The following is a 24,602-nucleotide window of genomic DNA, read 5'->3' as shown; positions in this document are numbered from 1 at the left end:
ACTCCTGGGTTGGCGATTGTTTATTAGTGCCTAGTCTATCAATCCTTACCTAACGGCGTCCGCGCTACCGCCCAAATATCAACACGCTTGGCGCCTGCATCCAGCGCGGCACGCGCCAATGCGTGGCCAGTAGAGCCGGTGGTGACCACATCATCAATTATTAACAAATGCGCCGGGGGCGGTGATTCGAATTCAAAGGCGCTCGCTAGGTTGGCAGCCCGTTGGCGGCGATTCAACGTGCGCTGGGAGGGGGAATCCTTTACTCGTTTGGCAAACACTATTGGCACATTAAGTTCGCGGCTAAGTCTTTCAGCCAGCCAACGCGATTGGTTAAACCCACGTTTACGAGCATGTGTAGCTGTCATAGGCACCGACAACAGTGCATCACCCTGTGTCATCGGCGGGGTTAGCAGCATTAATTCAGCTAATAGCGTGCCCGCCCGCGGAGAAGCATGGAATTTGAAATCATGAACCAACTGTTTAATTGGCCCTTGATACAGCAACCCCGCCTGGGTGGTCGAAAATGCCGGTGGGTCAATTAAGCAGTGCCCACACAAGCTCGCTCCATGGGAGACAGGATCACCGCATTGGCGGCAAGCATGTAGGTTCCACGGTAGCTCGCCTAAACAGGTTGTGCACCACCCGCGCCCCGCTAATGCCGGCGCCAGGCAAAATGCGCAATAGCCAGGCATAGCCTGCTTGATCCAATGTCCTCCCCGCTGTAGCCACTGCTTTAAACCCATGCCCTCTCCTAACGGCTATGTGCATAAACATCAAATCATTGATTGACTTCTACCACAAAGTTGATAATATACGCCTCGTCTTAGCGGATGTGGTGGAATTGGTAGACACGCTAGATTTAGGTTCTAGTGCCGTAAGGTGTGGGAGTTCGAGTCTCCCCATCCGCACCAATTACTTGTTAGTTTTCAAGAAGTTAGCGTTACCCCTCCTGTTTCAAATAGTTTCCATCTAGTTCATACTAGGTACTAAATGGATAGCTTTTTTTGATCAACGTTTATCGCAAAACGATTACTCTTACTTTGAAAAACATGAATGGCTTAATGCCATTTTTTTGCATGCCTGACATTTACTACAATGACTTTTATCAGTAGCCAATTTGGCTGACTTGCCCCTGCTTTTCCGCTAGTCTCTATATTAAATAACTCTACGAAATTTTCCTCAATGGCTATCACCCAACGATGTATTCAGGAAGAGTATCGCCAATAAGGATGAGAAGGATCTCACATAATGGAATGGCTTAACGCTAACGCTCAAGCAATATCGGCTGTAGCAAGCATTTGCACGCTCTTTGTATGGGTATTTTATGCCCAGTTACTCTATAACGGCTATGTGCGGCAGCGTCGTCCTCGTGTGATTATTAATCGCGGCAGGGGTATTGGTGTGGATGCTATTTGCTTAATCAGCAATATGAGCAGTGAAGCAATCTATATTCAGCATCTAGTAGCGGCGCTGCATGCCCAGCATCGCAGTTACTCCCTAGACGTAGTGGAGTATCAGCAGCGCAGGTGTGAGCAACATAAAAACGAGCCACAAGAAGCTGGCTATCGCACCCATCAAGGTCCGCTAGCCTCTGGGGATTACCTCAACATTCAATCGTTTGGGGACATTGTGAATCAAGTTAAAGAGTATTGGGAAATTGATGATAATCTGATGCAAGAGCAGAATATACAACTTGAAATTCGCGTCATCGCCATTTATGGATCCGAGGATATGCCGACTGGGGCATCGCGAACCTTTAACCTCGATCTAAGCGCTTCACCCGATCACCAGCTTATCCCCGCGAGCGTCGATACGGATCGACTCAATAGCCGCGGCCAACGTAAGCGTGTTCTGGAATGGGCGAAAGAGATCGAGACCCATAAAGCACGCTGAATTAACTCTATTACTGGCTAAGCGGCGACGCGCCCCATTACCGAGACTACCTACGATGCATAAACTTGTAACCCTCTGCTGGCTTAGCCTACTTACTACGGTATCGACTAATGTGTATGCCGAAGAGGAAGATAGTGACTTACCCGAGTGGGCGGAAGAACGCATAGAGCCGTTTCGTGAAAGTGTAGGTAACTGGGTAGATAGTACGTCGCGCAGTATCGATGGATTCTTTGGCACTGAAGACCACATGCAGGTCAACAACGAGTCCTATCTACGTTTAGGCCAAGAAATCGATTGGATGGAGGGTGACGGCACCCGTAGCGATACTTCTCTTCGCTACCGGATCGATCTACCCACTTCGGAAGACCGCCTGAGGTTGATAATCGAGAGTGACCCGGAAGAGTCACAAGGCACTCTAGAAGAGCAAGGTTCTGGGCGGCTTGCCAATGACCAGCGTGACCGGCGCACCTCTACGCTAGGCCTGGCTTGGTTAGAGAGCCGCGATAAACGCGAAAACTGGAGTAATCGAGTGGGTGCCGGTGTTCGTCTCCGCCTCCCCCTTGACCCCTACGTGCGTTTCACCAGCGAGCGCCTATGGCAACTGGGCGAAGGGCCGTGGCAGCTTGAGTCGCATAACCGTGTTTCATGGTTCAACAATGAAGGCTACTCAGCGCGTACACGCTGGGATGTCGGCCGGCCGTTAAGTGAACGTCGTCACTTACGCTTTATCACTAATGTTCAGTGGCGCGAGGAAGAAGATAAACTTGAATTCAGTGAAATTGCTGAAATCAATCACCGCATTAACCGGCGCAGCGCACTGCGCTACTCGGCGATAGCCATCGGTGAAAGCGCCTCCAATCCCCGTATGACCAATTACTATCTGCAAACGCGCTACCGCCGCGATATTCATAAAGGTATTTTATTCGCCGATGTGATTCCAGAACTACACTTCCAGCGCGACGTTAGCTATGACCCACGCTGGGCGATGACGCTGCGCCTGGAGATGTACTTTCAGCGGACGATTAGCCGCGATTACTTTTAAGCTTTAAGTACAGAATTCAAGAGTCAATCTCAACACGCACCGCGGGCGGCCTTAAAGGGCCGCCCATCTTTATAGCAAACCCATGTAATACAACGGCAATAAGCTACAGCCGCAAACCACCATCGCACTCAATTACGCGCCCAGTGAAGTAGTCGTTTTCAAGAATAAAAGCCACGCTTTGGGCAATATTATCGGGCTCACCCAAACGCTTTAACGGCACGCTTGACGAGATACGCTCCAACATATCGGGGCGCATCGCAGCAGTCATCTCGGTAGCAACAAATCCAGGCGCTACGGTGCCGGTACGAATGCCATAGCGTGCCAACTCTTGGCTCCAGGTAACCGTCAACGCGTGCACGCCTGCTTTTGCGGCAGCGTAGTTACTCTGCCCCATATTACCCGCACGGGAAATGCTGGAGATATTGACGATCACACCTTCATGACCTGCTTCTATCATCTGGGTGGCGGCTTCACGTCCACACACGAAAACACCGGTTAAATTGACATTAATAACGTTTTGCCAAGCTTCTAAGGACATGCGTTTTTCCACCTGTCCTTCTTTGGCCTTTACCAGCAGCGCATCCTGGGTAATACCCGCATTATTGACACAGCCACTGATAGGCCCCATGCGTTGCGCGATATCGGCAAACGCCTGAGTCACGGAAGCTTCCTCTGCAACGTTCACCACAAACGCCTGAGCGTCGATACCTTCGGCAGAAAGTTGCGATACCGCCTGATCAAGCGCTTCAGGGTTCATGTCCAGCAGTGCTATATGCGCGCCCTGCTTACCCAATCGTAGCGCCATGGCATAGCCCAACCCACGCGCCCCACCCGTGACTGCAATTACTTTATTGGTAAGTTCCATTGGTAACTCCTTACGATAGATTAAACCAGCCTCATTGTGCATTGCAGCATAAAAGATTTATTGACATAAATCGAGCCACATCACCGCTGGAGAGCGCAATGATGGCTGCTTGCTATTTATATTTATGTCACCATATTACGCAATTAAGACTGTTATCGAGCTGCTTTTTCTGGAGTTATCCATGCCTATACTTATTTTTATATCACTCTTCACTTTACTTGATTTTGTGGTTCTGTTTTCGATTGGCAGCCAGATTGGCCTACTCACGACCCTACTCTTAGTGCTCGGTACAGGTGTTGTAGGGCTACACCTGATTCGCAAAGAGGGTGTATCCACATTTGCACGGGCACGCCAGCGCATGGAGGCCGGAGAAATCCCCTCAAGAGAGCTATTAACCGGTGCTGCACTTATCTTCGGCGGCGCCTTATTAATGGCCCCAGGCTTTTTATCTGACGCTCTCGGCCTAGCGTGTTTGATTCCCAGCGCACGCCAGCTGATGTTCAAGGCCCTGACCTGGCTGGGGCTTAAAACGGTGGTCGGGCAGCAGCAAGGCCCAAGCACTTCAGCAGACGAATCTAATGAATATCAAAACAGTCAGTCGTCACAACAGGATGGCCCGATAGAGGGGGATTTTATTAGTAGAGATGAGCCCCCGCGCCGTCGCTAGGTTTTGCACGAAAACTGCCGGTGCTCGGCCATACGGCGTTAAAAAACATCTCAAAATGCTCATTTACACCCCGTAAACTCCGCTTTTTCATTGTTTTGCCTTTTCTAGCCTTCACTCGCCGACTTTTCGTACAAACCTAAGGCTCTACTTGGAAGAAAAGCAGCGGAAATGCAATTTTTTATTACCCGCCCCCTTGAAAGGTCATCCGCAGCCCCCACTTTTCATTCAGCATACAAATTCGGCAGTGATCTAAACGGTTGCTGCCATTAACAATGAAGACCGTGAGGTCTTCACTTCTCGCGGATCACTCCCTCGAGAACACTTTTAAACTAACCGCCCTCATCAGGGCTTCAACCATACTCAGGAGAACGTGAATGAATATCCGTCCTTTGCATGATCGTGTCATCGTCCGTCGCGTTGAAGAAGAGCAGAAAACCGCAGGCGGCATCGTGCTTCCGGGCAATGCACAAGAAAAGCCGACACGCGGTGAAGTACTCGCCGTCGGTAATGGTCGCATTCTGGAAAATGGCGATGTCCGTCCGCTAGACGTTAAGGTTGGCGATAACGTGATCTTTAAAGATGGCTATGGCGTCGAAAAGCAAAAAATCGACGGCGAAGAAGTCTTGATCATGAGCGAAGCCGATATTCTTGCCGTTGTTGAAGGCTAAGCATCGTTGCAGCTGGTACTTATTTAACCAGCACTTCGACTATTTACTTTCACGTTTTTGCATTCAATATTAGGAAGTTGCAGATATGTCAGCTAAACAAGTTAAGTTCTCCGATGATGCTCGTAAACGTATGGCACGCGGTGTCGACGTTCTTGCCAACGCGGTAAAAGTTACCCTCGGCCCGAAAGGCCGTAACGTAGTACTGGAAAAATCCTTCGGCTCCCCCACCGTGACTAAAGACGGTGTTTCTGTCGCCAAAGAGATCGAACTGAAAGACAAGTTCGAAAACATGGGCGCTCAGATGGTCAAAGAAGTCGCTTCACAGACTTCTGACGCCGCAGGTGACGGTACGACTACCGCTACTGTTCTGGCCCAGGCGATTATCGCAGAAGGTCTGAAAGGCGTAACAGCGGGCATGAACCCGATGGATCTTAAGCGCGGCATCGACCAAGCCGTGGCTGCTGCGGTTAAAGAAATCCAAGCCATGTCTGTACCCTGCACCGACACCAAGTCGATTGCCCAGGTAGGTACTATTTCTGCTAACGGTGACAAGCGCATCGGTGAAATCATCGCTGAAGCGATGGAAAAAGTCGGCAAAGAAGGCGTCATCACCGTTGATGAAGGCCGTGGTTTTGAAGACGAGCTGGAAGTCGTTGAAGGTATGCAGTTCGATCGCGGCTACCTGTCTCCTTACTTCGTTACCAACCAGGACACCATGACGGTTGAACTGGAAGATCCTTACATCCTGTTAGTGGATAAAAAGATCTCCAACATCCGTGAACTGCTGCCGGTATTAGAAGCTGTTGCTAAGCAAGGCAAACCGCTGGCTATCATCGCTGAAGATATCGAAGGCGAAGCTCTGGCAACCTTGGTTGTGAACAACATGCGCGGCATCGTTAAAGTAGCCGCTGCTAAAGCACCGGGCTTCGGCGACCGTCGTAAATCCATGCTGCAGGATATCGCTATCCTGACCAACGGCACGGTTATCTCTGAAGAAGTCGGCCTAACGCTTGAGCAGGCAAACCTAGACCACCTGGGTACCGCTAAGCGTATGACTATGTCTAAAGAGAACACCACCATCATCGACGGTGCTGGTGCAGAAGGTGATATCGAAGCACGCGTTAGCCAGATTCGCGCCCAGATCGAAGACACCTCTTCTGACTACGACAAAGAGAAGCTGCAAGAGCGTGTTGCCAAACTGGCAGGCGGTGTTGCCGTTATCCGTGTCGGTGCAGCTACCGAAGTGGAAATGAAAGAGAAGAAAGCCCGCGTTGAAGACGCCCTGCACTCTACTCGTGCAGCCGTTGAAGAAGGCGTAGTGCCTGGTGGCGGTACTGCACTGGTTCGCGTAATGGCAAAAGTACAAGGCCTGACCGGCGAAAACGAAGACCAGAACCACGGTATCAACATGGCGCTACGCGCTATGCAGTCACCGCTGCGTCAAATCGTTGCTAACGCTGGTGAAGAGCCTGCCGTTGTTATCAATCGTGTTAAAGATGAAACAGGTAACTTCGGCTACAACGCACAGACCGGCGAGTACGGCGATCTGTTCGAAATGGGTGTTCTAGATCCGGCGAAAGTAACCCGTACTGCACTGCAGTCTGCTGGTTCTGTTGCTGGTCTGATGGTCACCACTGAGTGCATGATTGCAGAAGATCCGGAAGAGAAAGACGCTGCACCTGATATGGGTGGCATGGGCGGAATGGGTGGTATGGGCGGCATGATGTAATGCGCCCCTGAGCCCTTTGCTCTTTTGACAGCTAGTGATTAGCTGTCACCAAGAACCCCGCCTTGTGCGGGGTTCTTGCGTTTTGAGGCGTGTACAGCCGTGGGGTTGTCGATACCGTTTTTGAAACTGTTTTTGAAGCTGATGTTGAAACTGATGCCACAACACTTGTCAGCCATTCCCGAGGCCGAACGTGCTACTATCTGCGCGATTTTTTACGCTATATTTTTTAACTACTGGGCACCAGCGCATGTTGCAGCATATCCGTATCGTACTCGTTCAGACCTTCCACCCCGGCAACATCGGCGCTGCGGCACGGGCCATGAAGACCATGGGCCTAACCGAGCTGGTGCTGGTTAATCCGCGTCTATTCCCCGATGAAGAAGCGACTCGGCTAGCAGCGGGCGCCACCGATGTGCTGGAGAGTGCGCGTGTGGTTAACTCGCTGGAGGAAGCCGTTAACGATTGCGTCCAGGTCGTCGGTGCCAGTGCGCGCTTACGCAGCCTGCCCTTGCCCCACTTTGACGAACCCGATGAGATGGCGGCAGACGTCATCCAGAACGCGCAAACGGCGCCGGTGGCGCTAGTGTTCGGGCGCGAGCGCTCCGGACTCACTAACGATGAAATTCGCTGCTGCACGCATCAGGTGAGTATTCCGGCTAATCCTGATTACGGCATCCTGAATTTATCCCAGGCTGTACAGATCCTGGCTTATGAAGTGCACCGCGCTTGGCGCAAAGGTGAGGATAGCGGCTTTGCTTATCAACGCCCGCTGGAGGCAACGCCGCCCAGCCGCGAACAGTTTTTACACTTTCAAGCACACCTGGGCCGTTTAATGCAGGAGAGCGGCTTTTTAACCCAGCCCCACGCCCGCACTGAAGAGCAACTTCAAGCCCTCTTCGCCCGCGCACAACCCAGCCGCAAAGAACTTTCGCTTTTGCGGGGGCTATTAAGCGCACTTGAAAGCCATCTGCCTAAATAGTGATCATTAAAACGAGGAAAGGGACAACCCACCGAAGTTGTCCCTTTTTATTTTTAAAGCAGTAGTTTCCGTACAGCGCCCTTAGAGCATCATCGCCGCTAGCCAGCCAAAGCCCACTAACGGAATGTTGTAGTGCAAAAACGTCGGCACGACGCTATCCCACATATGGTCGTGCTGACGGTCAACGTTAAGGCCTGAAGTGGGCCCCAAGGTTGAATCAGATGCTGGCGAACCCGCATCGCCCAGTGCTGCCGCCGTGCCCACCAATACAACGGTGGCCATAGGCGAAAAGCCAAACTGTACCGCCAAAGGCACAAAGATGGCGGCAATAATCGGAATCGTTGAGAACGACGAGCCGATACCCAGGGTAATAAATAGCCCTACCAGCAGCATTACCAGCGCTGCTAAGCCGCGATTATCGCCAAATAGCGCAAAGGCTCCCGATACCAGTGCATCAATTTCACCAGTGGTTTTCATTACTTCAGCAAAGCCCGCTGCTGAAATCATGATAAAACCGATCAGCGCCATCATGCGCATACCGCTGGTAAATAGATCGTCTGCTTCACGCCACTTGAATATTCCGCCCATTGAAAGCAAACCAATCCCTACCAAGCCACCCAGTATCATTGAGCCGCTATAAAGCTGCAGCCCGAGCGCTGCCACAATAGCTACCCCTGACATCACAAGCCCAAGCATATGCGGTTTGGCGGGCGTATGGCCTTCATTAACGTTGGCGTTAGCGATATCTTCGGCTTGGTATTCACGCGGGCGGCGGTAACTCCATAGCAGCGCAACGATTAGTCCTAGCGCCATGCCACCTACCGGTATTGCCATGGCCATTGGCACCATGCCACGGGTAATCTCTAAACCTAGTGGTTCACCAGCGCTATTTAAGTTGGCCAGGAGAATATCGTTTAGAAAGATTGCCCCAAACCCTACTGGCAGCAACATATAAGGCGCTGTTAAACCAAAGGTGAGCGCACATGCCACCGCCCGACGGTCCAGCTTCAAACGGTTCATCACGGTCAACAACGGCGGAATCAGCACCGGTATGAAGGCAATATGTACCGGGATAGCATTCTGAGAAGAGATAGCCACCAACAATACAGCTGTTAGCAACAGCATTTTGACCCGCGCCTGATGTGCGACAGTGGCCTCTTCTTTACCCAACAGCGTAATCAAACGATTAGCCAGCATATCCGGTAACCCAGAGCGGGAAATCGCCACCGCGAAGGCCCCCAGAGTGGCGTAGGCCAGTGCCACCTGGGCACCGCCGCCCACGCCTGTATTAAAGGCATCCAGCGTTTGTTCTAGTGACAACCCGCCCACTAAACCGCCGACCAAAGCACCCACCACTAAAGCAAATACCACAGAGACACGCGCCAGCGATAGCGCCACCATCACCAGCACCGCAAGAATTACTGCATTCATGAAGTTTCCTAGAGCAATTGAAAGGTCATTAACGGCGAAGGGGGCGGATTTTAGCAGATTAAATAGGTAAACCTAAGGCCACGGTTCATGCTTAACGCATTGCTACTTTAGTCGCGACACCATTGCTGCATCGCACCATACTACCTACCATCGCTCTTTCACTGAATTTCAGCGTCGGCTACTTTACTGTTTGCTTAGGAGCTCGTATGAGCATACTCGCGATTGTCATTTCACTGCTTTTATTAATGTTCCTCGCTTATCGCGGCATTTCGGTACTGCTGCTGGCTCCTCTTATGGCATGTTTAGCGGTGCTGCTCTCTGGCGATGCCGCATTTTTATTGCCGATCTACACAGATACCTTTATGAGCGCGCTGGGCAACTACGTGATCCAGTTCTTCCCGCTGTTTCTATTGGGTGCTTTGTTTGGGCAGTTAATGGCCGATTCCGGTGCTGCCCAATCGATTGCCAACGGGATTGTCAAAAAGCTGGGCACCCATCATGTCGTGCTTACCGTCGTCATGGCCTGCGCGGTGCTCACCTATGGCGGCGTATCGCTGTTTGTCGTTGCTTTTGCCATTTATCCGATCAGCCGCGAACTGTTTCGTAGCGCCAATTTGCCCAAACGGCTAATTCCTGCTTCCATTGCGCTTGGCTCTTTCACCTTCACCATGACAGCCCTACCGGGAACACCTTCGATACAGAACGCGATTCCCATTCCTTATTATGAAACCAATAGCTTTGCAGCACCTGGTCTCGGTATGATCGCCGGGCTGATTATGCTTGGGCTGGGGACTTTCTATCTTCAGTCACGGGTAAAAAAAGCGGCATCTAATGGTGAAGGATACGGCCAACATACTGAGCGCGAAGCAGCTGCCAATGAAGAACAAGAACAAGCACCCACCGCAAGCCTTCCTTTGTGGCTGGCACTGATACCAATCATAATGGTGATTGGTTTGAATGCACTGTTTACCTACGGCGTATTTCCCGCCCTTGATTTAACCTTTATCAGCGACGAGTTTGAAAATGTATCCCCATCGGGTCAGAGCGGGCTCTGGGCCATTCTGATCGCCCTACTCAGCGCATCTGCATGGCTGATTATTACCCGCTGGAAGCATTGGATGGATCTTAAAGAGAGCATCAATAAAGGCTGCTTGGGCTCACTACTTCCGATTTTCAACACTGCTTCAGAGGTAGGCTACGGTGCCGTCATTGCCAGTTTGGCAGGTTTTGCGATTATCCGCGATGCAGTGCTTACGGCATCCCCCGGCAATCCTCTGATTTCAGAAGCTATGGCGATGAGCGTGCTGGCTGGGATCACTGGCTCCTCTTCCGGCGGACTCTCCATTGCGCTAGAGACCCTAGGCAGCGAATACCTAGCCATGGCGCAAGAAGCAGGCATTAACCCTGAATTAATGCACCGTGTGGCAACGCTGGCGGCGGGTGGCATGGATACACTCCCCCACTCTGGTGCTGTGATCACTCTGCTCGCTATCTGCGGCCTTACCCATCGCCAATCTTATGGCAACGTTGCCATGGTAACCATTGCATTGCCGGTCATCGCGCTACTCAGCGTCATTACCTTAGGAACACTGTTTGGCAGCTTCTAAAATCGCACAACGCATGCGATAGTGAGCCAACTGACAGTCTGCCAATTTCGTCGCTATTCGCTGCTGCTATTAGGTAGTCGGCTTTGTTAACTCATCTCCATGCGCAGGATCAACTTTTTAGGTACTCTTTCACTCTACACTCTGGCATTAATGAGATAGTGCTTCAGCGCTACTGTTAATCCCCTCTGACTCGCGGAAGATTCAATGGATCTTGTGGTATCGCTTGCCCACCAATTTAAAGATAGCCTGCGCGACCTTGCGCCAGTGGTATTGGTGATGGCGTTTTTCCAGTTAGTGGTTATTCGTCAGCCACTACCCGACTCCCTCGCCTTGATCGATCTGGCTTTTGGCTTGGTGTTTGTTCTCGTGGGCCTGACACTCTTTATTAAAGGACTTGAGCTGGGACTATTCCCATTGGGCGAGAACCTAGCGCGAGCATTTGTAAAAAAAGGCTCGGTATCATGGCTACTGATGTTTGCTTTTGCACTGGGGCTTGGCTCTACCGTCGCCGAGCCTGCCTTGATCGCCATCGCTGCCCGAGCGGCTGAAGTTGTTGCCCTAGGCGGTCTAATCGATAACAGCGTTCGCGCACAAAATAGCTTTGCTTTTGCGCTGCGCATGGTGGTAGCTGCTTCTGTCGGCGTAGCGGTAGTGTTAGGAGTAGTACGTATTTTTAAGGGCTGGCCGCTGCATTTAATGATTATTGCCGGTTACATGCTGGTGCTGTTGTTAACACTGTTTGCCCCCGCCGAGATGATAGGCATCGCTTATGACTCTGGCGGTGTCACAACCTCTACCATCACGGTGCCGCTGGTGACGGCATTGGGCGTAGGTCTGGCGTCTTCTATAAAAGGCCGCAGCCCGATGCTCGACGGTTTTGGACTGATTGCATTGGCATCTGTGATGCCGATTATTTTTGTGCTGTTATTTGGCATTATTGGTATCCACCTGATACCAGGAGTCGTTCCATGACGCTTATCGCCACTTTTTGGGGGACTCTGCTGGATATCCTGCCTATTGCTGCCATCGTTTTCGGCTTCCAATACTTGGTCATTCGTAAGCCCGTAAAGCGTCTTCCGCAGGTCTTGATGGGTTTTTTCATGGTTTGGGTGGGGCTATCATTTTTTTTAGTCGGCCTGGAACAAGCACTGTTTCCAATGGGTGAATTAATGGCGACCCAACTCACCAACCATGAGTTTTTGCCAATCTTAGCCGAGGGTGCCCAGCGCCATTGGAGCGACTATTACTGGGTATATATTTTCGCCTTTGCTATTGGTGCCAGCACTACTATTGCCGAGCCATCGCTCATTGCGGTGTCATTGAAGGCAGGTGAGATTTCCGGTGGCACGATTGATCCATTGATGCTGCGCGTTGCGGTTGCACTTGGTATGGCCTTTGGAATTACGCTGGGCACTTGGCGTATTGTGATGGGCTGGCCGTTACAGTGGTTCGTATTCGCCGCTTACTTGCTGGTCATTGTGCAAACCCTGCGTTCGCCACGCTCCATCATTCCGCTGGCATTCGACTCGGGTGGCGTCACTACGTCGACCATTACCGTACCGATTATTGCCGCGCTGGGGTTAGGCCTTGCAACAGAAATCCCTGGGCGCAGCCCGGTAATGGATGGATTCGGCATGATCGCACTTGCCTGTTTATTCCCCATTATTACCGTGATGGGTTATGCCCAAATTGCTCAATGGCGAGCCACCCGGACGCGCTCCGCTAATGACTTAACACCCATGTAAAACAAGTAGTTAGGAAAAGGAAATCACGATGCGCTTTAAACTGATTGTTGCCATGGTGGAAGACGAATTAACCGATGCTATTCTTGAAGCAGCTCGCCATGCGGGTTCTACCGGCGCCACGGTGATCAATAATGCCCGCGGCGAAGGGCTTAAGAAAGCGCACGGCATTTTTGGCATGGAGATTACCGCACAGCGGGATATGCTGCTTTTCCTGGCAGAGGAGCACCGCAGCCGCCATATTCTCGAGGCGATTGCCCAGGTAGGCGAATTTGATGAAACCCCCGGCACAGGCATTGCCTTTCAGTTGGATGTCGAAGATGCCGTGGGAGTTAAGAGTCAGATTAAATCGCTTTCCGAATCATCGGATTAATCCTCACGCTAGGTCAATTAAGCGTTTAGCGCTAACCCATGCGCCAGCGACGCCACTGGCGCAGTAACAGACCATGCTTGGGTGAAAACAGCAGTGCGATAAAGAACCAGCTGGTGGCAACCAACACAATGGTGCCGCCAGAGGCAACGTCCAGCAACACCGATAGCCATAGTCCGATGATCGCAGAGCTAACCCCAACACCCACGGAAATCAGCATCATGGTTTTAAAACGGTCGGTCAGCAGGTGTGCCGTAGCACCTGGGGTGATCAGCATCGCCACCACTAAAATGATACCCACCGTTTCTAAACTCGCCACGATGGTCAGGGTTAGCAGCAAGATCAAACCGTAATGAATAACGCTGGAATTAAAACCCAGCGCCTGAGCCTGCTGGGGGTCAAAAGCGTATAGCAGCAGTGGCCGATAAGCGAGCCACACGACTAACAGGGCAATCACGCTGGCTACCAACGTCAACAGAAGCGCCGATTGCTGAACACCCAGCACGTTGCCAAACAGAATATGCATTAGATGTGTGCTTGAGGCGATCTTGCTGATAATCACAATGCCCAATGCAAAAGCGCCGGTAAACATCAAACCCATGGCCGCATCGGATTTAATCCGCGTGTGGCGCTCAATAGCGCCAATACCCACTGAGGTCAATGCACCGGTAATAAAAGCACCAATAAAGAATGGCCAACCAAGCAGGTAGGCAATTGCCACCCCCGGCAGTACCGCATGGGAAATCGCATCCCCCAGCAGTGACCAGCGCTTAAGCACCACGTAGCAGGATAAAATGCCGCAAATAGCCCCCACCAGCACCGAGGTTAACAAGGCGCGCTGCATAAAAGCGTACTGGAAGGCATCTGAAATGCTACCGGGTAATAGATTGACAATGACCATCAATGCAGCGATGAGCCAACTCACCAAGGTATCGCCAAACAGGCTCAGTGCCGTCATTAGTTCTGCCACTTTGCTTACCCCCGAGCTGCCATAAAGGAAGATGCTTCAGCGGCTCGCACATCGCTCGCCGCCTGTTCGATAGAACTCACTGCCAGCTCAGCCAATTTAGCATCACTAAGCATTTCATCAGGCGACCCTACACCACGGATAAAGCGGTTAATCAGCACCACATGGTCAACATGACGACGAGCACCGGGCATATCGTGAGTCACCATAATAACCGTTCGCCCTGCCTCTCGCTCCCGAGCAAGTACGTCTAAAATCAATCGTTCACTGGGCGGATCCACCCCCGCCAATGGCTCATCAAGGAGTAAAATATTGGCCTGCTGGGCGAGCGTACGGGCCAGTAATACACGCTTTTTCTGCCCGCCGGAGAGCGCGCCAATCGGTCGCTCCGCCAGTGATAGCATATCGACTGCCAGCAGCGCCTCACGCACAGCCTCGCCGTGGCGGGGATGGTACCAGCGGGAAGGCAACAAACGCCGCCATAACGGATCATTGCGCATATGCCCGTAGCGGCCCCCCATTACGGTCTCCCACACGGAAACAGGAAAATCCCATTCAATGGCTTCGCGCTGGGCCATATAGGCGATATGCCCCGCTTTACGGTGCGTCGCAATCGGCTCATCAAATGCCTGAACACTCCCACGCAGCTCTTTCATACTGCCGGTTAGTACATGAAAAAGCGTGGATTTTCCTGCTCCATTCGGCCCCACAATGGCAGTCCACTTCCCTGCTGGAAACTGCAGGTTAATGTCTTCCAAGACGGGCTGGCGCTGATAGGCTGCGTAGAGGCCTTGTATATTAATCGCTACGGGGACGTCGCCAAGAGTTGTTGCCATGATCGTTTACTCAATTGCCAATGTTTGGCGCAATAACTCAACGTTGTGGCGCATCATAGTGAAATAATCACCTGCATCACCACTGGGTTCACTGAGCGAGTCCACATATAGCGGCCCCGCTACTTTAACGCCCGTATCCCGCGCCAGACTGGTAACGTGGCGGTCAGAAATAGTACTTTCCCAAAACAGCGCCGCTGGCTGGAGTTCATTAATCATATCCACCACGCGCATGAGCTGACGGGGCGAGCCCTCGGTTTCGGCATTGTTACCCCAGATACCATCGTGCTCAAAGTTATATGCGTCTGAGAAATATAAAAAGGCGGCTTCGCTGCTAAGTAGAACACGGTGCTCATCAGGTATTACTTCTAAGCGCTCCTGGAGTTCAACATGCAACGCATGCAGTTCTTCTTTCACCGCCTCTGCACGCTGCTGGAACTCTTCAGCCCGCTGGGGAAGTAAGTGCTCTAGCTCATTAGCAACGACCTGAACATAGGCTGACACTGCACGTGGATCCATCCATAGATGGGGGTCAATATCACCTTCCATATCACCGGTAATGATGTTTTGAGTGGGGTATTCAGAGGCTTCAGCGACCGCCACCAGCGGCGTGCCGTCGACAACCGTTGCCTCAACCTGGGGCATCCACTGCTCTAACTGGTAACCGTTGTAAAACACTACGTCTGCTGTTTCTAACGCAGCGAAATTACTGGGGGTTAATTCCCATTCGTGCACCTCAGCGCCAATCGGCGTTAATACCGAGACGTTGGCATCCTCACCTACCACGCTGGTAACAATATCGCCAAGCACGGAAAAAGTGACTGCCACATTTAGGGGAGACGTCGCACTCTCTTGCGCCTCTGCACTGGCCAGTGCAGCGCTCAACAATAGCGGTAGGCTCAAAGCCATACCCAGGTTGCGCTTACTCATTGTCTCTCCTTTATTGTGCATAACCGATAAGTAGACTGTAGCTCAATAAAAAAGCATTGTGCAAACAGTTTAGCCTTGGCTAACAATATTGTTTAAAAATACGCTACTATCCCAATGACTATCCAATGATTGTTCCCACTGCTTCCGATATAATTTGCCAATGACTGATTCTAATCCGAACGCCTCATTGACCGCCCCAAGCATTCCTGGTGATGCTTTGCCGCCCGTCGAGCAGCATGCGCAGCAGTATGCAACGGTGCGCAATGCCCACGAAACCGAACTGATTGAAGACTACGTGGAGCTAATTGGCGACCTATTGGCACACCGCGGCGAAGCGCGCGCGGCAGACATTGCCAACCGTATGGCGGTCAGCCAGGCAACGGTTTCAAAAATGATTCGGCGTTTAAATGAGCTGGAGTTGGTCACTAGCAAGCCCTATCGCTCGCTGTTTCTAACCGAAGCGGGCCAAAAAATGGCGGAAACGTCACGCGCCCGCCACGATATCGTGCTGCACTTTTTACGCGCCCTTGGGGTGAGAGATGCTACTGCGCGTATTGACGCTGAAGGCATGGAGCACCATGTGAGCGACGAAACCCTCGCCATCATGCAGCGCTTTACTGAGCAGCGGCAAAACTAATAGGGCCTGTTGACGTTTCACTCAGGCCGCGCTGGAGCCCGTTTTTATTCGCGGCAAGGCAGGAGGAGAGATGTTTGGTTATTCCAAATGAACGACGACTAACTAACCTCCTGCTCGTCATCGGTGGGAAAAACGCAGATGATTCACCTGGGTAATGGTGCCGTTCCAGATCATTTCCAGATGAGTGGTTTGGATAATGTCAGCCACACAGCTGGGTGTCATCAGCGCCCAACACTTTGCATTAAACTTGCGAACAGAGTGGTAGCGAAGCCCACCCCTACACCGGCGTATGTCGGCACCAAACGGCTGCGAGGCCGAGTAATCATCGGGCGTGTAAATAGCGTGCGCAATGGGTAAAACGAGCGCATCGTAAAAGCCGCCCTGATCGAAAATGGCTTTTAAACCACGAAAGACAAACCGCTCATAGTGCAATCCTGGCACATTTTGCCAATACACCTGCTGGTGATGCCTTACTTCGGCAATCGCCGTTTCAAGCGTATCGGCAAAATAGAGCACGCCAAAACTGCCATCGCTAAAGCGTGAACCCTGCGGATTCACATGGGTAAAAGGCGCTACGGCATAAGAGCAGCCACGAATTCCAAAAGGAATCTGTTCGTGTGGTAGAAGCGCTAAATTTCCCACTTCATTTTGTAAACGCGGATTGGTTAGTGCCTGAAGTGCGTGGAGAGCGGCAAACTCTTCAGCGCTTGCCACATCATCGAATAGGTCAATCGGCGGAAACTTACTATTGACTAAGCGATAACCGGTGACGTTTTCAGAGGGCAGTATCTGCAAATCAGCGGCCTTTACCACTGGCTTCCCCGCAGGCTATCGATACGCTTAAAGGTTTCATAGAGCGCTGCAAAATCACCGGAGCCGATAATTTCAAGCGGCGTGCGGCCATTAAAGTAGGGATTGTGATTCACTAAATTGACGAACCCATAAAGATTCTCAGGGTTATCAAATATCATCCGCAATGCAGCGTGGATGTTGAGTAAGTAGCTGATCCGAGTCAGCTGGTCGCTATCTAATTTGATCTCGACAAGATCCTCCCGCCGGGCACGCGCGTAAGTGCTATGCGAAACGCGCAGAATCGCTTCACCCTGCTCGCCAGAAGCCCGCCACTTATCCAGAATGCGCACAGCCGCTTTCAAGCCTGCCGCCGCCGCCGCCCTGCTTTGGGAAATGTCGTGTGCCGTTTGCATAGCCACCCTCTTAGCCTTCATCTGACATTTCAAACACGCCATCTCCAGATACTAGTTGAATAAAAAAGTATCTGCAAATACATTGACACAGCTTTTACTCTTATGATCAACCTCCCAATACTTTTGCGGGCATACCCAACCGCCCTATGCCCGGCAGTTTCAAAGCGGGTCGTATAACGTCGATACCAAAGCTCAACCCAAGAAGATTGAATTCAATACCCTCCTCCAGCGCCACCATTAAGCCCACCACCCCACCCAATGACAGTTGATAACCGGTACCGCTGGGCGCAGCCGCAAAAACACCATTGAAAATATAGTCCTTGCCAATAGCAGTGACCGGGAGTGTCACTTCAAAATCTGGTACTTCGCGTATGACCCAAGCGATAAAACTATTACTGTTCGGCCCAGGCCATACACGATATAGCTCGGCTTGGGGGTAGTCAGCGGCTGCGGTCTCAATCTGCGGTATCAACTGCGCAGCGGCATCGCCTCGGTAATCCGCCAGCAGCGTAGGCGAGTTACCAAACCAGGCTCGATCAGGCGTATCTATTGAAGACACCACTGTGGGACGTCGCCAGCTCAATACTTGATGGAGCCGGTAGCTATCGGCGTTTTCCGCCTTGGTCGCAATCCAGATATGTTCGCCAAACGCCCCGCGCCAGTTATAAGCACGCGCGGAATAGACCTGAACCACGGCTTCAATACTCACCGCAGGATCAGGTGCTATACCCGCTGAAGACCGATCTAGCGATGACCAATGGCCGTCAGTCACCACCTGATTACTCGCCAATATCCAAACAGGCCCGGCCAACAGCAGCGCTAAAAGTGCCACAAGACTGAGCAGCCAACGCAGTAACGTTTTCATCGCTTTATCCGTAACTGAAAATTATCTACTTAGTACCGCGACAACTTACTTGGTCATTGGCCGCATTCTAGTGTTACCCACGGCTTTTGGAGAATTGGCTGTAGCGGAAGCCCCATACCGCGCAGAACCGTCCGATGATCACCATATTCAAGCTGTTTTTCAAGGAATTAGAATGTCTACCGATTGGCTATCACAAGCTCTGCTTCCTTGAGTATTGGCCGGTGTGATGATGACAATGGGCCTCAATCTGACCAAAATAGACCTTGTCTAAACTTGTCGCCATACTCGTCGTCTCGTGATCGCCACAAGCCTACAAATATTGGTACTGACGCTGCTGGCCTGAATTGATCTAGGCCAGATCACTCTATACGCTCACTCAAAGGCACAAGATTAATGGCATATGAACCAAAATAAGGTAGTCATTACCGGAGCGACGGGGTTAATTGGCAGTCGCCTCGTGGAAAAGCTTACAGAACGTGGCACCCCCGTTACAGTACTAAGCCGACACCCAAGGGCTGCCAGTACCTGCTTCCCTACCGCGCGGTTTCCATTTGTCTCGGTGGTAGGTTATGACCCTTTTGATCCGAAAACTATCACCCCGGCGCTCTTCGACGCTTCAGCTGTCGTGCATTTGGCGGGGGAGCCTATCGCAGCTCGCTGGACACCAGAGGTGCGTACAGCTATCCGCAACAGCCGCGAAGTAGGCACTCGTGCGCTTGTCACGGCAATCGCTGGGATGAGTGATCGGCCAGCTACGTTAATCTCGGCCTCTGCCTGCCGCTATTATGGGGTGAGCGCCAGCGCACGCTTTGCCGAAGAAAGCCCTCCTGGGCCATCGGGCGACTTTCTAACTGACACCACACACCTGTGGGAAGGCCAGGCTCAGCGCGCATCAGAACACGATGTCCGGGTGGTCATTTTGCGTTTTGGCATCACGCTAGCGGTGACTGAAAACGGACGCGCTGTCCTCAAACAACTGCATCCGTTTCTGGGTGGGCGTATCGGTTCAGGACAACAATGGGTCAGTTGGATTCATCGCGAAGATGCCGTTGCCATACTTTTGCGTGCGCTTGATACGCCCGAGATGCGGGGAGCCTACAACGCTACGTCCCCCTACCCCATGCGAATGTCTCAAGTAACTGACGCTTTTGCCCGCGCCTCGCATAGTTTCTTTCGCGTGCCGGTTCCCTCTATGGTGATTCGGCAACTTCTCGGCGACGGTGCAACAATCATTCTCGACGGTCAGAGGGTGTATCCCGACCGGTTGCTCGCAGAAGGATTTCACTTTCGCTTTCCGCAAATCGGCCCAGCGGTCTACAACATACTCACCTGAGTCGCGGCTCGCGTTAAGCCGTTTAAAAGTGCATGCAGCTCGATTGCATGCACTGGCCAGAACAAAACCATTAGAACAACCCCACACCCTGGCAAGATGCCAGGGTGAGAGGGTGAGAGGGAGGCAATGCGAACGACGCGTTTCGTCGCTACACCAATAATTAACAATCTTGCTGCTGTTTTTGCCCCCACGTCACGCTGGCCACTAGCCCATGGGGCGCACGATTATTAAGCGTAAGGCGTGCATTTTGGCGCTGAGCCAACTCCGAGACAATCGATAACCCCAGCCCGCTGCCGGTGGTACCCTGGCCTGACGCGCGTCTAAAGCGCTCAGTAACTTTATCCAAAAGTGCCTCGGGGAGCCCGGGGCCAGTGTCTCTCACGGTTAGTTGAGGCAAACCCTCCCAAAGCACCAACTCTACCTCCACTTGCCCCCCTTCTGGCGTATAGCGCAAGGCGTTATCCAGTAGGTTACGAAAGAGAATACCCACCTCGACTTCGTCGGCACGAACCTCCAGCCGGGTTAATCCCGTTAGCCTTAAGTGCTGATCTCGCGCTTCAGCGAGTGGCCATAGCTCGGCTACCAATTCAGCAATAATCGGATAGAGGTCGATAGTGGCCGGTGAGGTTGTGGTGACTTGATCCAAACGCGCCAAAATAAGCAGCTGTTCTACCACCCGCTGAAGCCGCTCGACCCCGACATAGGCTTTTTGTAATGATTGCTCGCCCCCTGCCTGCGCATTATCTAAGTGGATTCTCAGCGCTGCCAAGGGCGTGCGTAATTCATGGGCCGCATCTGCAGTGAAGCGCCTCTCGCGCTCTAAGGTTTCTTTCAACCGGGCGATGAAGTCGTTTAGCGATTGGCGTAATCCATTAAGCTCTTGAGGAACCGGATTATCGATTTTACGCAGATCGTGGGCGGAGCGCCCTTGTACCTGGCTGGAAAGCGCTTGGATGGGCGCAATACCCCGCCGGATAATACGGCTCATCAGCCAAAGGAGGAGTGGCAACAAAAAGAGCATCGGCAATAAATTGTTCCAGGTGATGCGCTCCACCACTTTATCATGAAACGAACCTCGCAGCCCCATGCGGATCCAGGTATCGCTGGCAATGTCGAACATGCTGAACACCCGCCAACGATGACCATCGTATCGCTCCCAGCGAAAACCCTCTTCAAAAGGTGCGGGAAAAGGTCCGGACTCACTCCATTTGCCGCCTAATAGCCTGGGGGAGCCATCTGCATTCCAAAAACCCAGTACTAATTTAAGCTCTTCTTCGTGGTAAAGCTTGGGACCTGATTCAGCGCTATTCACGGGCACTGCGTTACCGTGGCGATATAGCTGTGCCGGATGGTCTGGAAGGCCCATGCGCGAAGCCAGGCGAGCATAGTCGTCCATGGTCGCGTTGGGGTCGAGTTGGCCAGCCACAATCCGGCTATGCAGACTGAGCTGAGTATCGAGAATTTCTTCTAGCTCGTGATCGGTAATTAAGTAAGCCGCGGTAACCGCAACGCCCCCGGCAACCACCATGCTTATGGCTAGCGTGCGAAGCAGATAATGCCGTATCGATCTCATTGCGCTTGGCTATCCAGCCGGTAGCCAATCCCGCGCACATTAATGATCAGATGCTTTTCAAGCTTTTTACGCAAATGATGAATGTGAACTTCCACCGCATTGGACTCTACCTCGTCGCCCCAGCCATAAAGCAAATTTTCTAAACGAGGGCGAGATAGCACCCTGTCGGGATGCCTAGCTAGTTCTAACAATAAGGCATACTCCCGTCGGCCCAACTTTACGTCTTTGCCCCGCCAACTCACCGTATGACGAGCCTCATCAATACTCAGCGCTCCCAGCGTCAATATCTTCGAGGCGCGCCCCTCAGCGCGTCGCATTACCACACGCAAACGGGCGAGTAGCTCCTGCAAATTAAAAGGCTTGAGTACATAGTCATCTGCCCCCGCATCTAAACCGCCAATACGGTCTTCCATCGCATCGCGGGCCGTCAAAATCAGAATAGGCAGAGCGGATTGCTGACGCAGTAAATGCAGTACCTGCATACCGTCCATATCGGGCAGTCCAAGATCCAAAATAATCACACTGAACGTTTCGCTACTGACAGCGGTGATTGCTTCACGACCCAACATAAACCAGTCGACCGTGTACCCCTCGCGTTCCAGCGCCGTCTTAATGCCATCCCCCAGCAAGGGGTCATCTTCTATCAGCAGTGCACGCATGCTGCTCCCTCCATCAACAAACCGCTATCTTCGCTACCAAAACTTAAGCTTTTCTTAAATACGGCAACTTATACCCCACAAAGCATACGCATCTGAATTCAACCAGTAAGCCAGCCACCCTATTTTTGCAAACCTCTTACGCAGTTTAACTCTTCTTTAAGTTATTTAGGCTCAAGCTGCCTCTTTCGCCATGGAAAAAGCCAAAGCAGCGCTTTCAAGGCGATCATTTGAAACTGCCCTGTCGCTGCGATGGGCAGATTATTGTCTATTAACTGAACGGAGCGCCAGAGCATGCACTTACTAACGCTTATTAGAACAAACACATATTTAAAAATAATGGCCCGTTTTTTAGAAAAAAGAATGAAGCGGTATTTACTGGGAGGCATACGATATATCCTAAAAGCGCCTGCACCAGAAACCACTGACAGCCTTGTGGGCATAGAAAAAATTCTAATTATTCGTCCTAATTTTCGTCTGGGCAACGCGCTAATAAGTACCCCTGTCATCGATGCTTTTCGTGAACGTTTTCCTTCCGCGCGCATAGACTATTTAGCGACCGATAAAACATGGCCACTGTTGCAGCAACGGCCTGTTGATCATTTCTATCTATTGTCGAGAGCCGCGATCCTTCGTCCTTGGCAGTGTGTGACATTATGTCGACGCCTACGGGCTCAACGTTATGACCTAGCGGTACAAGTGAGCGGAGGATCAACGAGCGGCTATATAGTGACCCGGTTAATAGGGGCGCGGTATAGCATGGGTTCACGTAAAGGTCACCAGCGCTGGTACAGCATTGAGGCGGAAGGTAAGTCATCACATGCCTACGATGCCATTGTTAATTTGACACGTCCGCTCGGAGTGGCCTGCCGTAATCGGCCATTGCTCCAGCTAACGGAGCAGGAACGCTATCAGGCAATGACGAAGATCCAGCAGCTAGTCAGCCTTCATAGCGATCTCTCATCAGATCCTGGCTTTATTGCGATCTTTGTAGGTGGGCATCAAGACAAACGTTGGCCGTTGGCATTTTGGCTAATGCTCATTGATGCCATGGAAGCCCGCAAAATACGCTATGTCGTATTTCTTGGACCGGAGGAGTTTAGGCTTCTAGCACCGATTGAGCAGCGTTTGATGTCATCACTATATGGCAGCTTATGCCCACCGCTTCCCATCCGTCACTTTGCCGCTGTTCTCGAGCGGGCGCGGTTACTCGTGACACCCGATTCAGGGCCTATGCACTTAGCGGCAGCACTCGATGTCGCCACCATTTCCCTGGTACGCCAGAAAAAATCACTCGCCTTCGTACCACGAGAGGCCAATGACACCATTCTGTGGCGCCCGGAGGTCAGCACGGTAATAGAAGCCATACGCGCTAATCTTGACGGACAAAACCCAACAACTCCCGTTCAACCGGCTTCGGTAACAAACCAACCAACACAGTGGGTGACACCACCGAATGCTGACCATTTATATTCTAGTTACTGAATTAAAGCGCATAATTTTTCGTTAAGTTTTGCACTTTATAGTGACCCTACTATTACGTTATCGAGTGTACCGACTTGTCTATCTCAAATACGTCAAAACCTAATGGTACGGGTGTTAAACGCATCTTCCGCGCTTCTATAAATGCAGTATCGGGTTTAAAAGCCTGCTGGATAAATGAATCAGCCTTTAGACAAGAGGTGATGCTCTGTCTTATCCTCTACCCATTTTTATTTTTTGTTAATGTCACTTCCGTAGAAAAAGCGTTGCTGTTTTCTTCACTCACCCTTGTAGTGATAGTGGAACTCATCAACTCCGCTATCGAAAACACCATTGACCGTATCGGACTAGAACATAACGAACTTAGCGGGCGTGCGAAAGACATGGGAGCTGCCGCCGTCATGATGACCATTTTTATGATGATGGGTGTGTGGTTATGCGTACTGCTCGGCTAAATGTTCTCAAACCCTTGGTATCCGCTTGGCTTTTATTTCTGATCGCCATGTCAGTTTTCAGTATTTTAAATATTGATTTTACGTTAGCCGACTTTTTATATCGCCTTCAGGGTAATACCTGGGCATGGGAAGAGACCTTTATTACTCAGGATATTATTCACAAAGGCGGTAAATGGCTAAGCCTGGCTATGGGGTTAGGCACTCTCTTCCTATTGATAATTAGCATCATAGTGACTCGTCTTAAAGATTATCGCACACCGCTTTTATATCTTTTTTCCGCAACACTACTTTCGGCGTTACTTGTAGCAACTATTAAACACCTGGTGAGCATGGAATGCCCTTGGGATTTAATTCGCTATGGAGGAGATCGAGGCTTTATTGGCCTGCTCGACATACGCCCTTCCTCAATGCCAGCGTCCGCTTGCTTTCCAGCCGGGCATGCCAGCGCAGGATATACGTGGATAGCCCTTTACTTCTTTTTTGCCGCAACACGGCCCCATTGGCGATCGGCAGGGCTTGTGCTGGGTTTAGGGCTTGGCGTTACGTTTGGGTTCACTCAACAGTTGCGCGGGGCGCACTTTCTGACTCACGACCTCTGGACCGTGATGATTTGCTGGACCGTTAGCTTTGTCCTTTCAAGATACTTATTACACCCCCGCGTTCATTAATCAAT

The 24,602-nt window shown here is 51.5% G+C and carries 26 protein-coding genes and 1 tRNA gene; 16 read left to right on the top strand and 11 right to left on the bottom strand.

All coding sequences use genetic code 11. The features are described 5' to 3' along the window. Window positions 1-38: 38 nt before the first annotated feature. A complete protein-coding gene (locus KUC_RS15055) occupies window positions 39-743 on the bottom strand; it encodes a ComFC family protein (protein ID WP_040481199.1) in 705 nt (234 codons plus the stop codon). Between the two features lie 83 nt (window positions 744-826). On the opposite strand from KUC_RS15055, the gene KUC_RS15050 reads away from it, so the two are divergent. The 3 genes from KUC_RS15050 to KUC_RS15040 all read left to right on the top strand — a co-directional run bounded on the left by KUC_RS15050 (window position 827) and on the right by KUC_RS15040 (window position 2,935). Next, window positions 827-911: transfer RNA gene (locus tag KUC_RS15050), tRNA-Leu, on the top strand. Window positions 912-1,248: 337 nt separating this feature from the next. Further along, complete coding sequence (locus KUC_RS15045; RefSeq protein WP_007114080.1) at window positions 1,249-1,893, top strand: hypothetical protein; 645 nt, start codon at window positions 1,249-1,251, stop codon at window positions 1,891-1,893. A 55-nt stretch (window positions 1,894-1,948) separates the two neighbouring features. Next, window positions 1,949-2,935, top strand: coding sequence for a hypothetical protein (locus KUC_RS15040; protein WP_040481197.1), 987 nt, complete (start codon window positions 1,949-1,951; stop codon window positions 2,933-2,935). A gap of 103 nt (window positions 2,936-3,038) precedes the next feature. Here the strand turns inward: KUC_RS15040 and KUC_RS15035 are convergent, their stop codons facing one another. Then, window positions 3,039-3,800: an SDR family oxidoreductase gene (locus KUC_RS15035; RefSeq protein ID WP_007114078.1), complete on the bottom strand. Its 762-nt coding sequence runs from the start codon at window positions 3,798-3,800 to the stop codon at window positions 3,039-3,041. Between the two features lie 181 nt (window positions 3,801-3,981). On the opposite strand from KUC_RS15035, the gene KUC_RS15030 reads away from it, so the two are divergent. From KUC_RS15030 to KUC_RS15015, 4 genes are all read left to right on the top strand, one after another. Next, window positions 3,982-4,467, top strand: a complete 486-nt coding sequence (locus tag KUC_RS15030) for an FxsA family protein (protein ID WP_040481370.1) — start codon at window positions 3,982-3,984, stop codon at window positions 4,465-4,467. A 374-nt stretch (window positions 4,468-4,841) separates the two neighbouring features. Then, a complete protein-coding gene (locus tag KUC_RS15025) occupies window positions 4,842-5,135 on the top strand; it encodes a co-chaperone GroES (RefSeq protein WP_007114076.1) in 294 nt (97 codons plus the stop codon). Window positions 5,136-5,220: 85 nt separating this feature from the next. Beyond that, window positions 5,221-6,864 carry a chaperonin GroEL gene (gene groL / locus KUC_RS15020; protein ID WP_007114075.1) on the top strand — a complete coding sequence of 548 codons (1,644 nt, stop codon included), beginning with the start codon at window positions 5,221-5,223 and terminating at the stop codon, window positions 6,862-6,864. A 247-nt stretch (window positions 6,865-7,111) separates the two neighbouring features. Then, window positions 7,112-7,843, top strand: a complete 732-nt coding sequence (locus tag KUC_RS15015) for an RNA methyltransferase (protein ID WP_007114073.1) — start codon at window positions 7,112-7,114, stop codon at window positions 7,841-7,843. Window positions 7,844-7,924: 81 nt separating this feature from the next. Here KUC_RS15015 and KUC_RS15010 read toward each other — a convergent pair whose 3' ends face one another. Continuing rightward, window positions 7,925-9,274, bottom strand: coding sequence for a Na+/H+ antiporter family protein (locus tag KUC_RS15010; protein ID WP_007114072.1), 1,350 nt, complete (start codon window positions 9,272-9,274; stop codon window positions 7,925-7,927). A gap of 206 nt (window positions 9,275-9,480) precedes the next feature. Between KUC_RS15010 and KUC_RS15005 the strand changes: the two genes are divergently transcribed. The 4 genes from KUC_RS15005 to KUC_RS14990 all read left to right on the top strand — a co-directional run bounded on the left by KUC_RS15005 (window position 9,481) and on the right by KUC_RS14990 (window position 12,996). Next, window positions 9,481-10,881, top strand: coding sequence for a GntP family permease (locus tag KUC_RS15005; RefSeq protein ID WP_007114071.1), 1,401 nt, complete (start codon window positions 9,481-9,483; stop codon window positions 10,879-10,881). A gap of 204 nt (window positions 10,882-11,085) precedes the next feature. Then, a complete protein-coding gene (locus KUC_RS15000; RefSeq protein ID WP_007114070.1) occupies window positions 11,086-11,853 on the top strand; it encodes a DUF1538 domain-containing protein in 768 nt (255 codons plus the stop codon). Next, on the top strand, window positions 11,850-12,626 hold the full coding sequence (gene umpB, locus KUC_RS14995; protein WP_007114069.1) for a Na,Li,K/H(+) antiporter subunit UmpB: 777 nt from the start codon (window positions 11,850-11,852) through the stop codon (window positions 12,624-12,626). Before KUC_RS15000 ends, umpB begins: the two co-directional genes overlap by 4 nt. Before the next feature lie 28 nt (window positions 12,627-12,654). Then, on the top strand, window positions 12,655-12,996 hold the full coding sequence (locus tag KUC_RS14990; protein WP_007114068.1) for a P-II family nitrogen regulator: 342 nt from the start codon (window positions 12,655-12,657) through the stop codon (window positions 12,994-12,996). Window positions 12,997-13,027: 31 nt separating this feature from the next. Here the strand turns inward: KUC_RS14990 and KUC_RS14985 are convergent, their stop codons facing one another. From KUC_RS14985 to KUC_RS14975, 3 genes are read right to left on the bottom strand one after another with little or no spacing between them, the layout of a single operon-like run. Further along, on the bottom strand, window positions 13,028-13,951 hold the full coding sequence (locus KUC_RS14985; RefSeq protein ID WP_040481195.1) for a metal ABC transporter permease: 924 nt from the start codon (window positions 13,949-13,951) through the stop codon (window positions 13,028-13,030). A gap of 17 nt (window positions 13,952-13,968) precedes the next feature. After that, complete coding sequence (locus KUC_RS14980) at window positions 13,969-14,796, bottom strand: metal ABC transporter ATP-binding protein (protein ID WP_007114066.1); 828 nt, start codon at window positions 14,794-14,796, stop codon at window positions 13,969-13,971. A 6-nt stretch (window positions 14,797-14,802) separates the two neighbouring features. After that, a complete protein-coding gene (locus KUC_RS14975; RefSeq protein ID WP_007114065.1) occupies window positions 14,803-15,723 on the bottom strand; it encodes a metal ABC transporter substrate-binding protein in 921 nt (306 codons plus the stop codon). Window positions 15,724-15,883: 160 nt separating this feature from the next. Here KUC_RS14975 and mntR point away from each other — a divergent pair, with 160 nt between their 5' ends. After that, on the top strand, window positions 15,884-16,360 hold the full coding sequence (mntR, locus tag KUC_RS14970; RefSeq protein WP_007114064.1) for a manganese-binding transcriptional regulator MntR: 477 nt from the start codon (window positions 15,884-15,886) through the stop codon (window positions 16,358-16,360). Window positions 16,361-16,477: 117 nt separating this feature from the next. Here mntR and KUC_RS14965 read toward each other — a convergent pair whose 3' ends face one another. From KUC_RS14965 to KUC_RS14955, 3 genes are all read right to left on the bottom strand, one after another. Then, entirely contained in the window at window positions 16,478-17,173 is a 696-nt protein-coding gene (locus tag KUC_RS14965; RefSeq protein WP_007114063.1) for an RES family NAD+ phosphorylase, read from the bottom strand. Then, the gene (locus tag KUC_RS14960) at window positions 17,167-17,565 is read right to left on the bottom strand and encodes an antitoxin Xre-like helix-turn-helix domain-containing protein (protein WP_007114062.1); all 399 of its coding nucleotides are present in this window, start codon (window positions 17,563-17,565) and stop codon (window positions 17,167-17,169) included. The genes KUC_RS14965 and KUC_RS14960 overlap by 7 nt, the downstream gene beginning before the upstream one ends. 106 nt (window positions 17,566-17,671) lie before the next feature. Beyond that, on the bottom strand, window positions 17,672-18,430 hold the full coding sequence (locus tag KUC_RS14955) for a DUF3750 domain-containing protein (protein WP_007114061.1): 759 nt from the start codon (window positions 18,428-18,430) through the stop codon (window positions 17,672-17,674). A gap of 400 nt (window positions 18,431-18,830) precedes the next feature. Between KUC_RS14955 and KUC_RS14950 the strand changes: the two genes are divergently transcribed. Then, the gene (locus tag KUC_RS14950) at window positions 18,831-19,763 is read left to right on the top strand and encodes a TIGR01777 family oxidoreductase (protein ID WP_007114060.1); all 933 of its coding nucleotides are present in this window, start codon (window positions 18,831-18,833) and stop codon (window positions 19,761-19,763) included. A gap of 160 nt (window positions 19,764-19,923) precedes the next feature. On the opposite strand, the gene KUC_RS14945 is transcribed toward KUC_RS14950, so the two are convergent. Both KUC_RS14945 and KUC_RS14940 read right to left on the bottom strand, forming a co-directional pair. Beyond that, window positions 19,924-21,336 (bottom strand): ATP-binding protein, encoded by a 1,413-nt coding sequence (locus tag KUC_RS14945; protein WP_040481193.1) that lies wholly within the window; start codon window positions 21,334-21,336, stop codon window positions 19,924-19,926. Further along, window positions 21,333-21,995 carry a response regulator gene (locus KUC_RS14940; protein WP_007114058.1) on the bottom strand — a complete coding sequence of 221 codons (663 nt, stop codon included), beginning with the start codon at window positions 21,993-21,995 and terminating at the stop codon, window positions 21,333-21,335. Before KUC_RS14940 ends, KUC_RS14945 begins: the two co-directional genes overlap by 4 nt. A 291-nt stretch (window positions 21,996-22,286) precedes the next feature. Here KUC_RS14940 and KUC_RS14935 point away from each other — a divergent pair, with 291 nt between their 5' ends. The 3 genes from KUC_RS14935 (at window position 22,287) to KUC_RS14925 (ending at window position 24,597) form a co-directional block, all read left to right on the top strand. After that, complete coding sequence (locus KUC_RS14935) at window positions 22,287-23,477, top strand: glycosyltransferase family 9 protein (protein WP_007114056.1); 1,191 nt, start codon at window positions 22,287-22,289, stop codon at window positions 23,475-23,477. A 74-nt stretch (window positions 23,478-23,551) separates the two neighbouring features. Then, window positions 23,552-23,929, top strand: a complete 378-nt coding sequence (locus tag KUC_RS14930) for a diacylglycerol kinase (protein WP_244264819.1) — start codon at window positions 23,552-23,554, stop codon at window positions 23,927-23,929. Then, complete coding sequence (locus tag KUC_RS14925) at window positions 23,911-24,597, top strand: phosphatase PAP2 family protein (RefSeq protein ID WP_040481191.1); 687 nt, start codon at window positions 23,911-23,913, stop codon at window positions 24,595-24,597. Before KUC_RS14930 ends, KUC_RS14925 begins: the two co-directional genes overlap by 19 nt. Window positions 24,598-24,602 lie beyond the last annotated feature (5 nt).

The organism is Vreelandella boliviensis LC1 (genome assembly GCF_000236035.1).
GTDB lineage: Bacteria > Pseudomonadota > Gammaproteobacteria > Pseudomonadales > Halomonadaceae > Vreelandella > Vreelandella boliviensis.
The sequence above is the reverse complement of the archived record's forward strand: the minus strand, read 5'-3'. Positions and strand labels throughout refer to the sequence as shown.

What these genes read in the sequence shown, in the direction of transcription:
- KUC_RS15055 (WP_040481199.1), bottom strand. Translation starts at nt 743, where the DNA reads ATGGGTTTAAAGCAGTGGCTACAGCGGGGAGGACATTGGATCAAGCAG.
- KUC_RS15045 (WP_007114080.1), top strand. Translation starts at nt 1,249, where the DNA reads ATGGAATGGCTTAACGCTAACGCTCAAGCAATATCGGCTGTAGCAAGC.
- KUC_RS15040 (WP_040481197.1), top strand. Translation starts at nt 1,949, where the DNA reads ATGCATAAACTTGTAACCCTCTGCTGGCTTAGCCTACTTACTACGGTA.
- KUC_RS15035 (WP_007114078.1), bottom strand. Translation starts at nt 3,800, where the DNA reads ATGGAACTTACCAATAAAGTAATTGCAGTCACGGGTGGGGCGCGTGGG.
- KUC_RS15030 (WP_040481370.1), top strand. Translation starts at nt 3,982, where the DNA reads ATGCCTATACTTATTTTTATATCACTCTTCACTTTACTTGATTTTGTG.
- KUC_RS15025 (WP_007114076.1), top strand. Translation starts at nt 4,842, where the DNA reads ATGAATATCCGTCCTTTGCATGATCGTGTCATCGTCCGTCGCGTTGAA.
- groL (WP_007114075.1), top strand. Translation starts at nt 5,221, where the DNA reads ATGTCAGCTAAACAAGTTAAGTTCTCCGATGATGCTCGTAAACGTATG.
- KUC_RS15015 (WP_007114073.1), top strand. Translation starts at nt 7,112, where the DNA reads ATGTTGCAGCATATCCGTATCGTACTCGTTCAGACCTTCCACCCCGGC.
- KUC_RS15010 (WP_007114072.1), bottom strand. Translation starts at nt 9,274, where the DNA reads ATGAATGCAGTAATTCTTGCGGTGCTGGTGATGGTGGCGCTATCGCTG.
- KUC_RS15005 (WP_007114071.1), top strand. Translation starts at nt 9,481, where the DNA reads ATGAGCATACTCGCGATTGTCATTTCACTGCTTTTATTAATGTTCCTC.
- KUC_RS15000 (WP_007114070.1), top strand. Translation starts at nt 11,086, where the DNA reads ATGGATCTTGTGGTATCGCTTGCCCACCAATTTAAAGATAGCCTGCGC.
- umpB (WP_007114069.1), top strand. Translation starts at nt 11,850, where the DNA reads ATGACGCTTATCGCCACTTTTTGGGGGACTCTGCTGGATATCCTGCCT.
- KUC_RS14990 (WP_007114068.1), top strand. Translation starts at nt 12,655, where the DNA reads ATGCGCTTTAAACTGATTGTTGCCATGGTGGAAGACGAATTAACCGAT.
- KUC_RS14985 (WP_040481195.1), bottom strand. Translation starts at nt 13,951, where the DNA reads ATGACGGCACTGAGCCTGTTTGGCGATACCTTGGTGAGTTGGCTCATC.
- KUC_RS14980 (WP_007114066.1), bottom strand. Translation starts at nt 14,796, where the DNA reads ATGGCAACAACTCTTGGCGACGTCCCCGTAGCGATTAATATACAAGGC.
- KUC_RS14975 (WP_007114065.1), bottom strand. Translation starts at nt 15,723, where the DNA reads ATGAGTAAGCGCAACCTGGGTATGGCTTTGAGCCTACCGCTATTGTTG.
- mntR (WP_007114064.1), top strand. Translation starts at nt 15,884, where the DNA reads ATGACTGATTCTAATCCGAACGCCTCATTGACCGCCCCAAGCATTCCT.
- KUC_RS14960 (WP_007114062.1), bottom strand. Translation starts at nt 17,565, where the DNA reads ATGCAAACGGCACACGACATTTCCCAAAGCAGGGCGGCGGCGGCGGCA.
- KUC_RS14955 (WP_007114061.1), bottom strand. Translation starts at nt 18,430, where the DNA reads ATGAAAACGTTACTGCGTTGGCTGCTCAGTCTTGTGGCACTTTTAGCG.
- KUC_RS14950 (WP_007114060.1), top strand. Translation starts at nt 18,831, where the DNA reads ATGAACCAAAATAAGGTAGTCATTACCGGAGCGACGGGGTTAATTGGC.
- KUC_RS14945 (WP_040481193.1), bottom strand. Translation starts at nt 21,336, where the DNA reads ATGAGATCGATACGGCATTATCTGCTTCGCACGCTAGCCATAAGCATG.
- KUC_RS14940 (WP_007114058.1), bottom strand. Translation starts at nt 21,995, where the DNA reads ATGCGTGCACTGCTGATAGAAGATGACCCCTTGCTGGGGGATGGCATT.
- KUC_RS14935 (WP_007114056.1), top strand. Translation starts at nt 22,287, where the DNA reads ATGCACTTACTAACGCTTATTAGAACAAACACATATTTAAAAATAATG.
- KUC_RS14925 (WP_040481191.1), top strand. Translation starts at nt 23,911, where the DNA reads ATGCGTACTGCTCGGCTAAATGTTCTCAAACCCTTGGTATCCGCTTGG.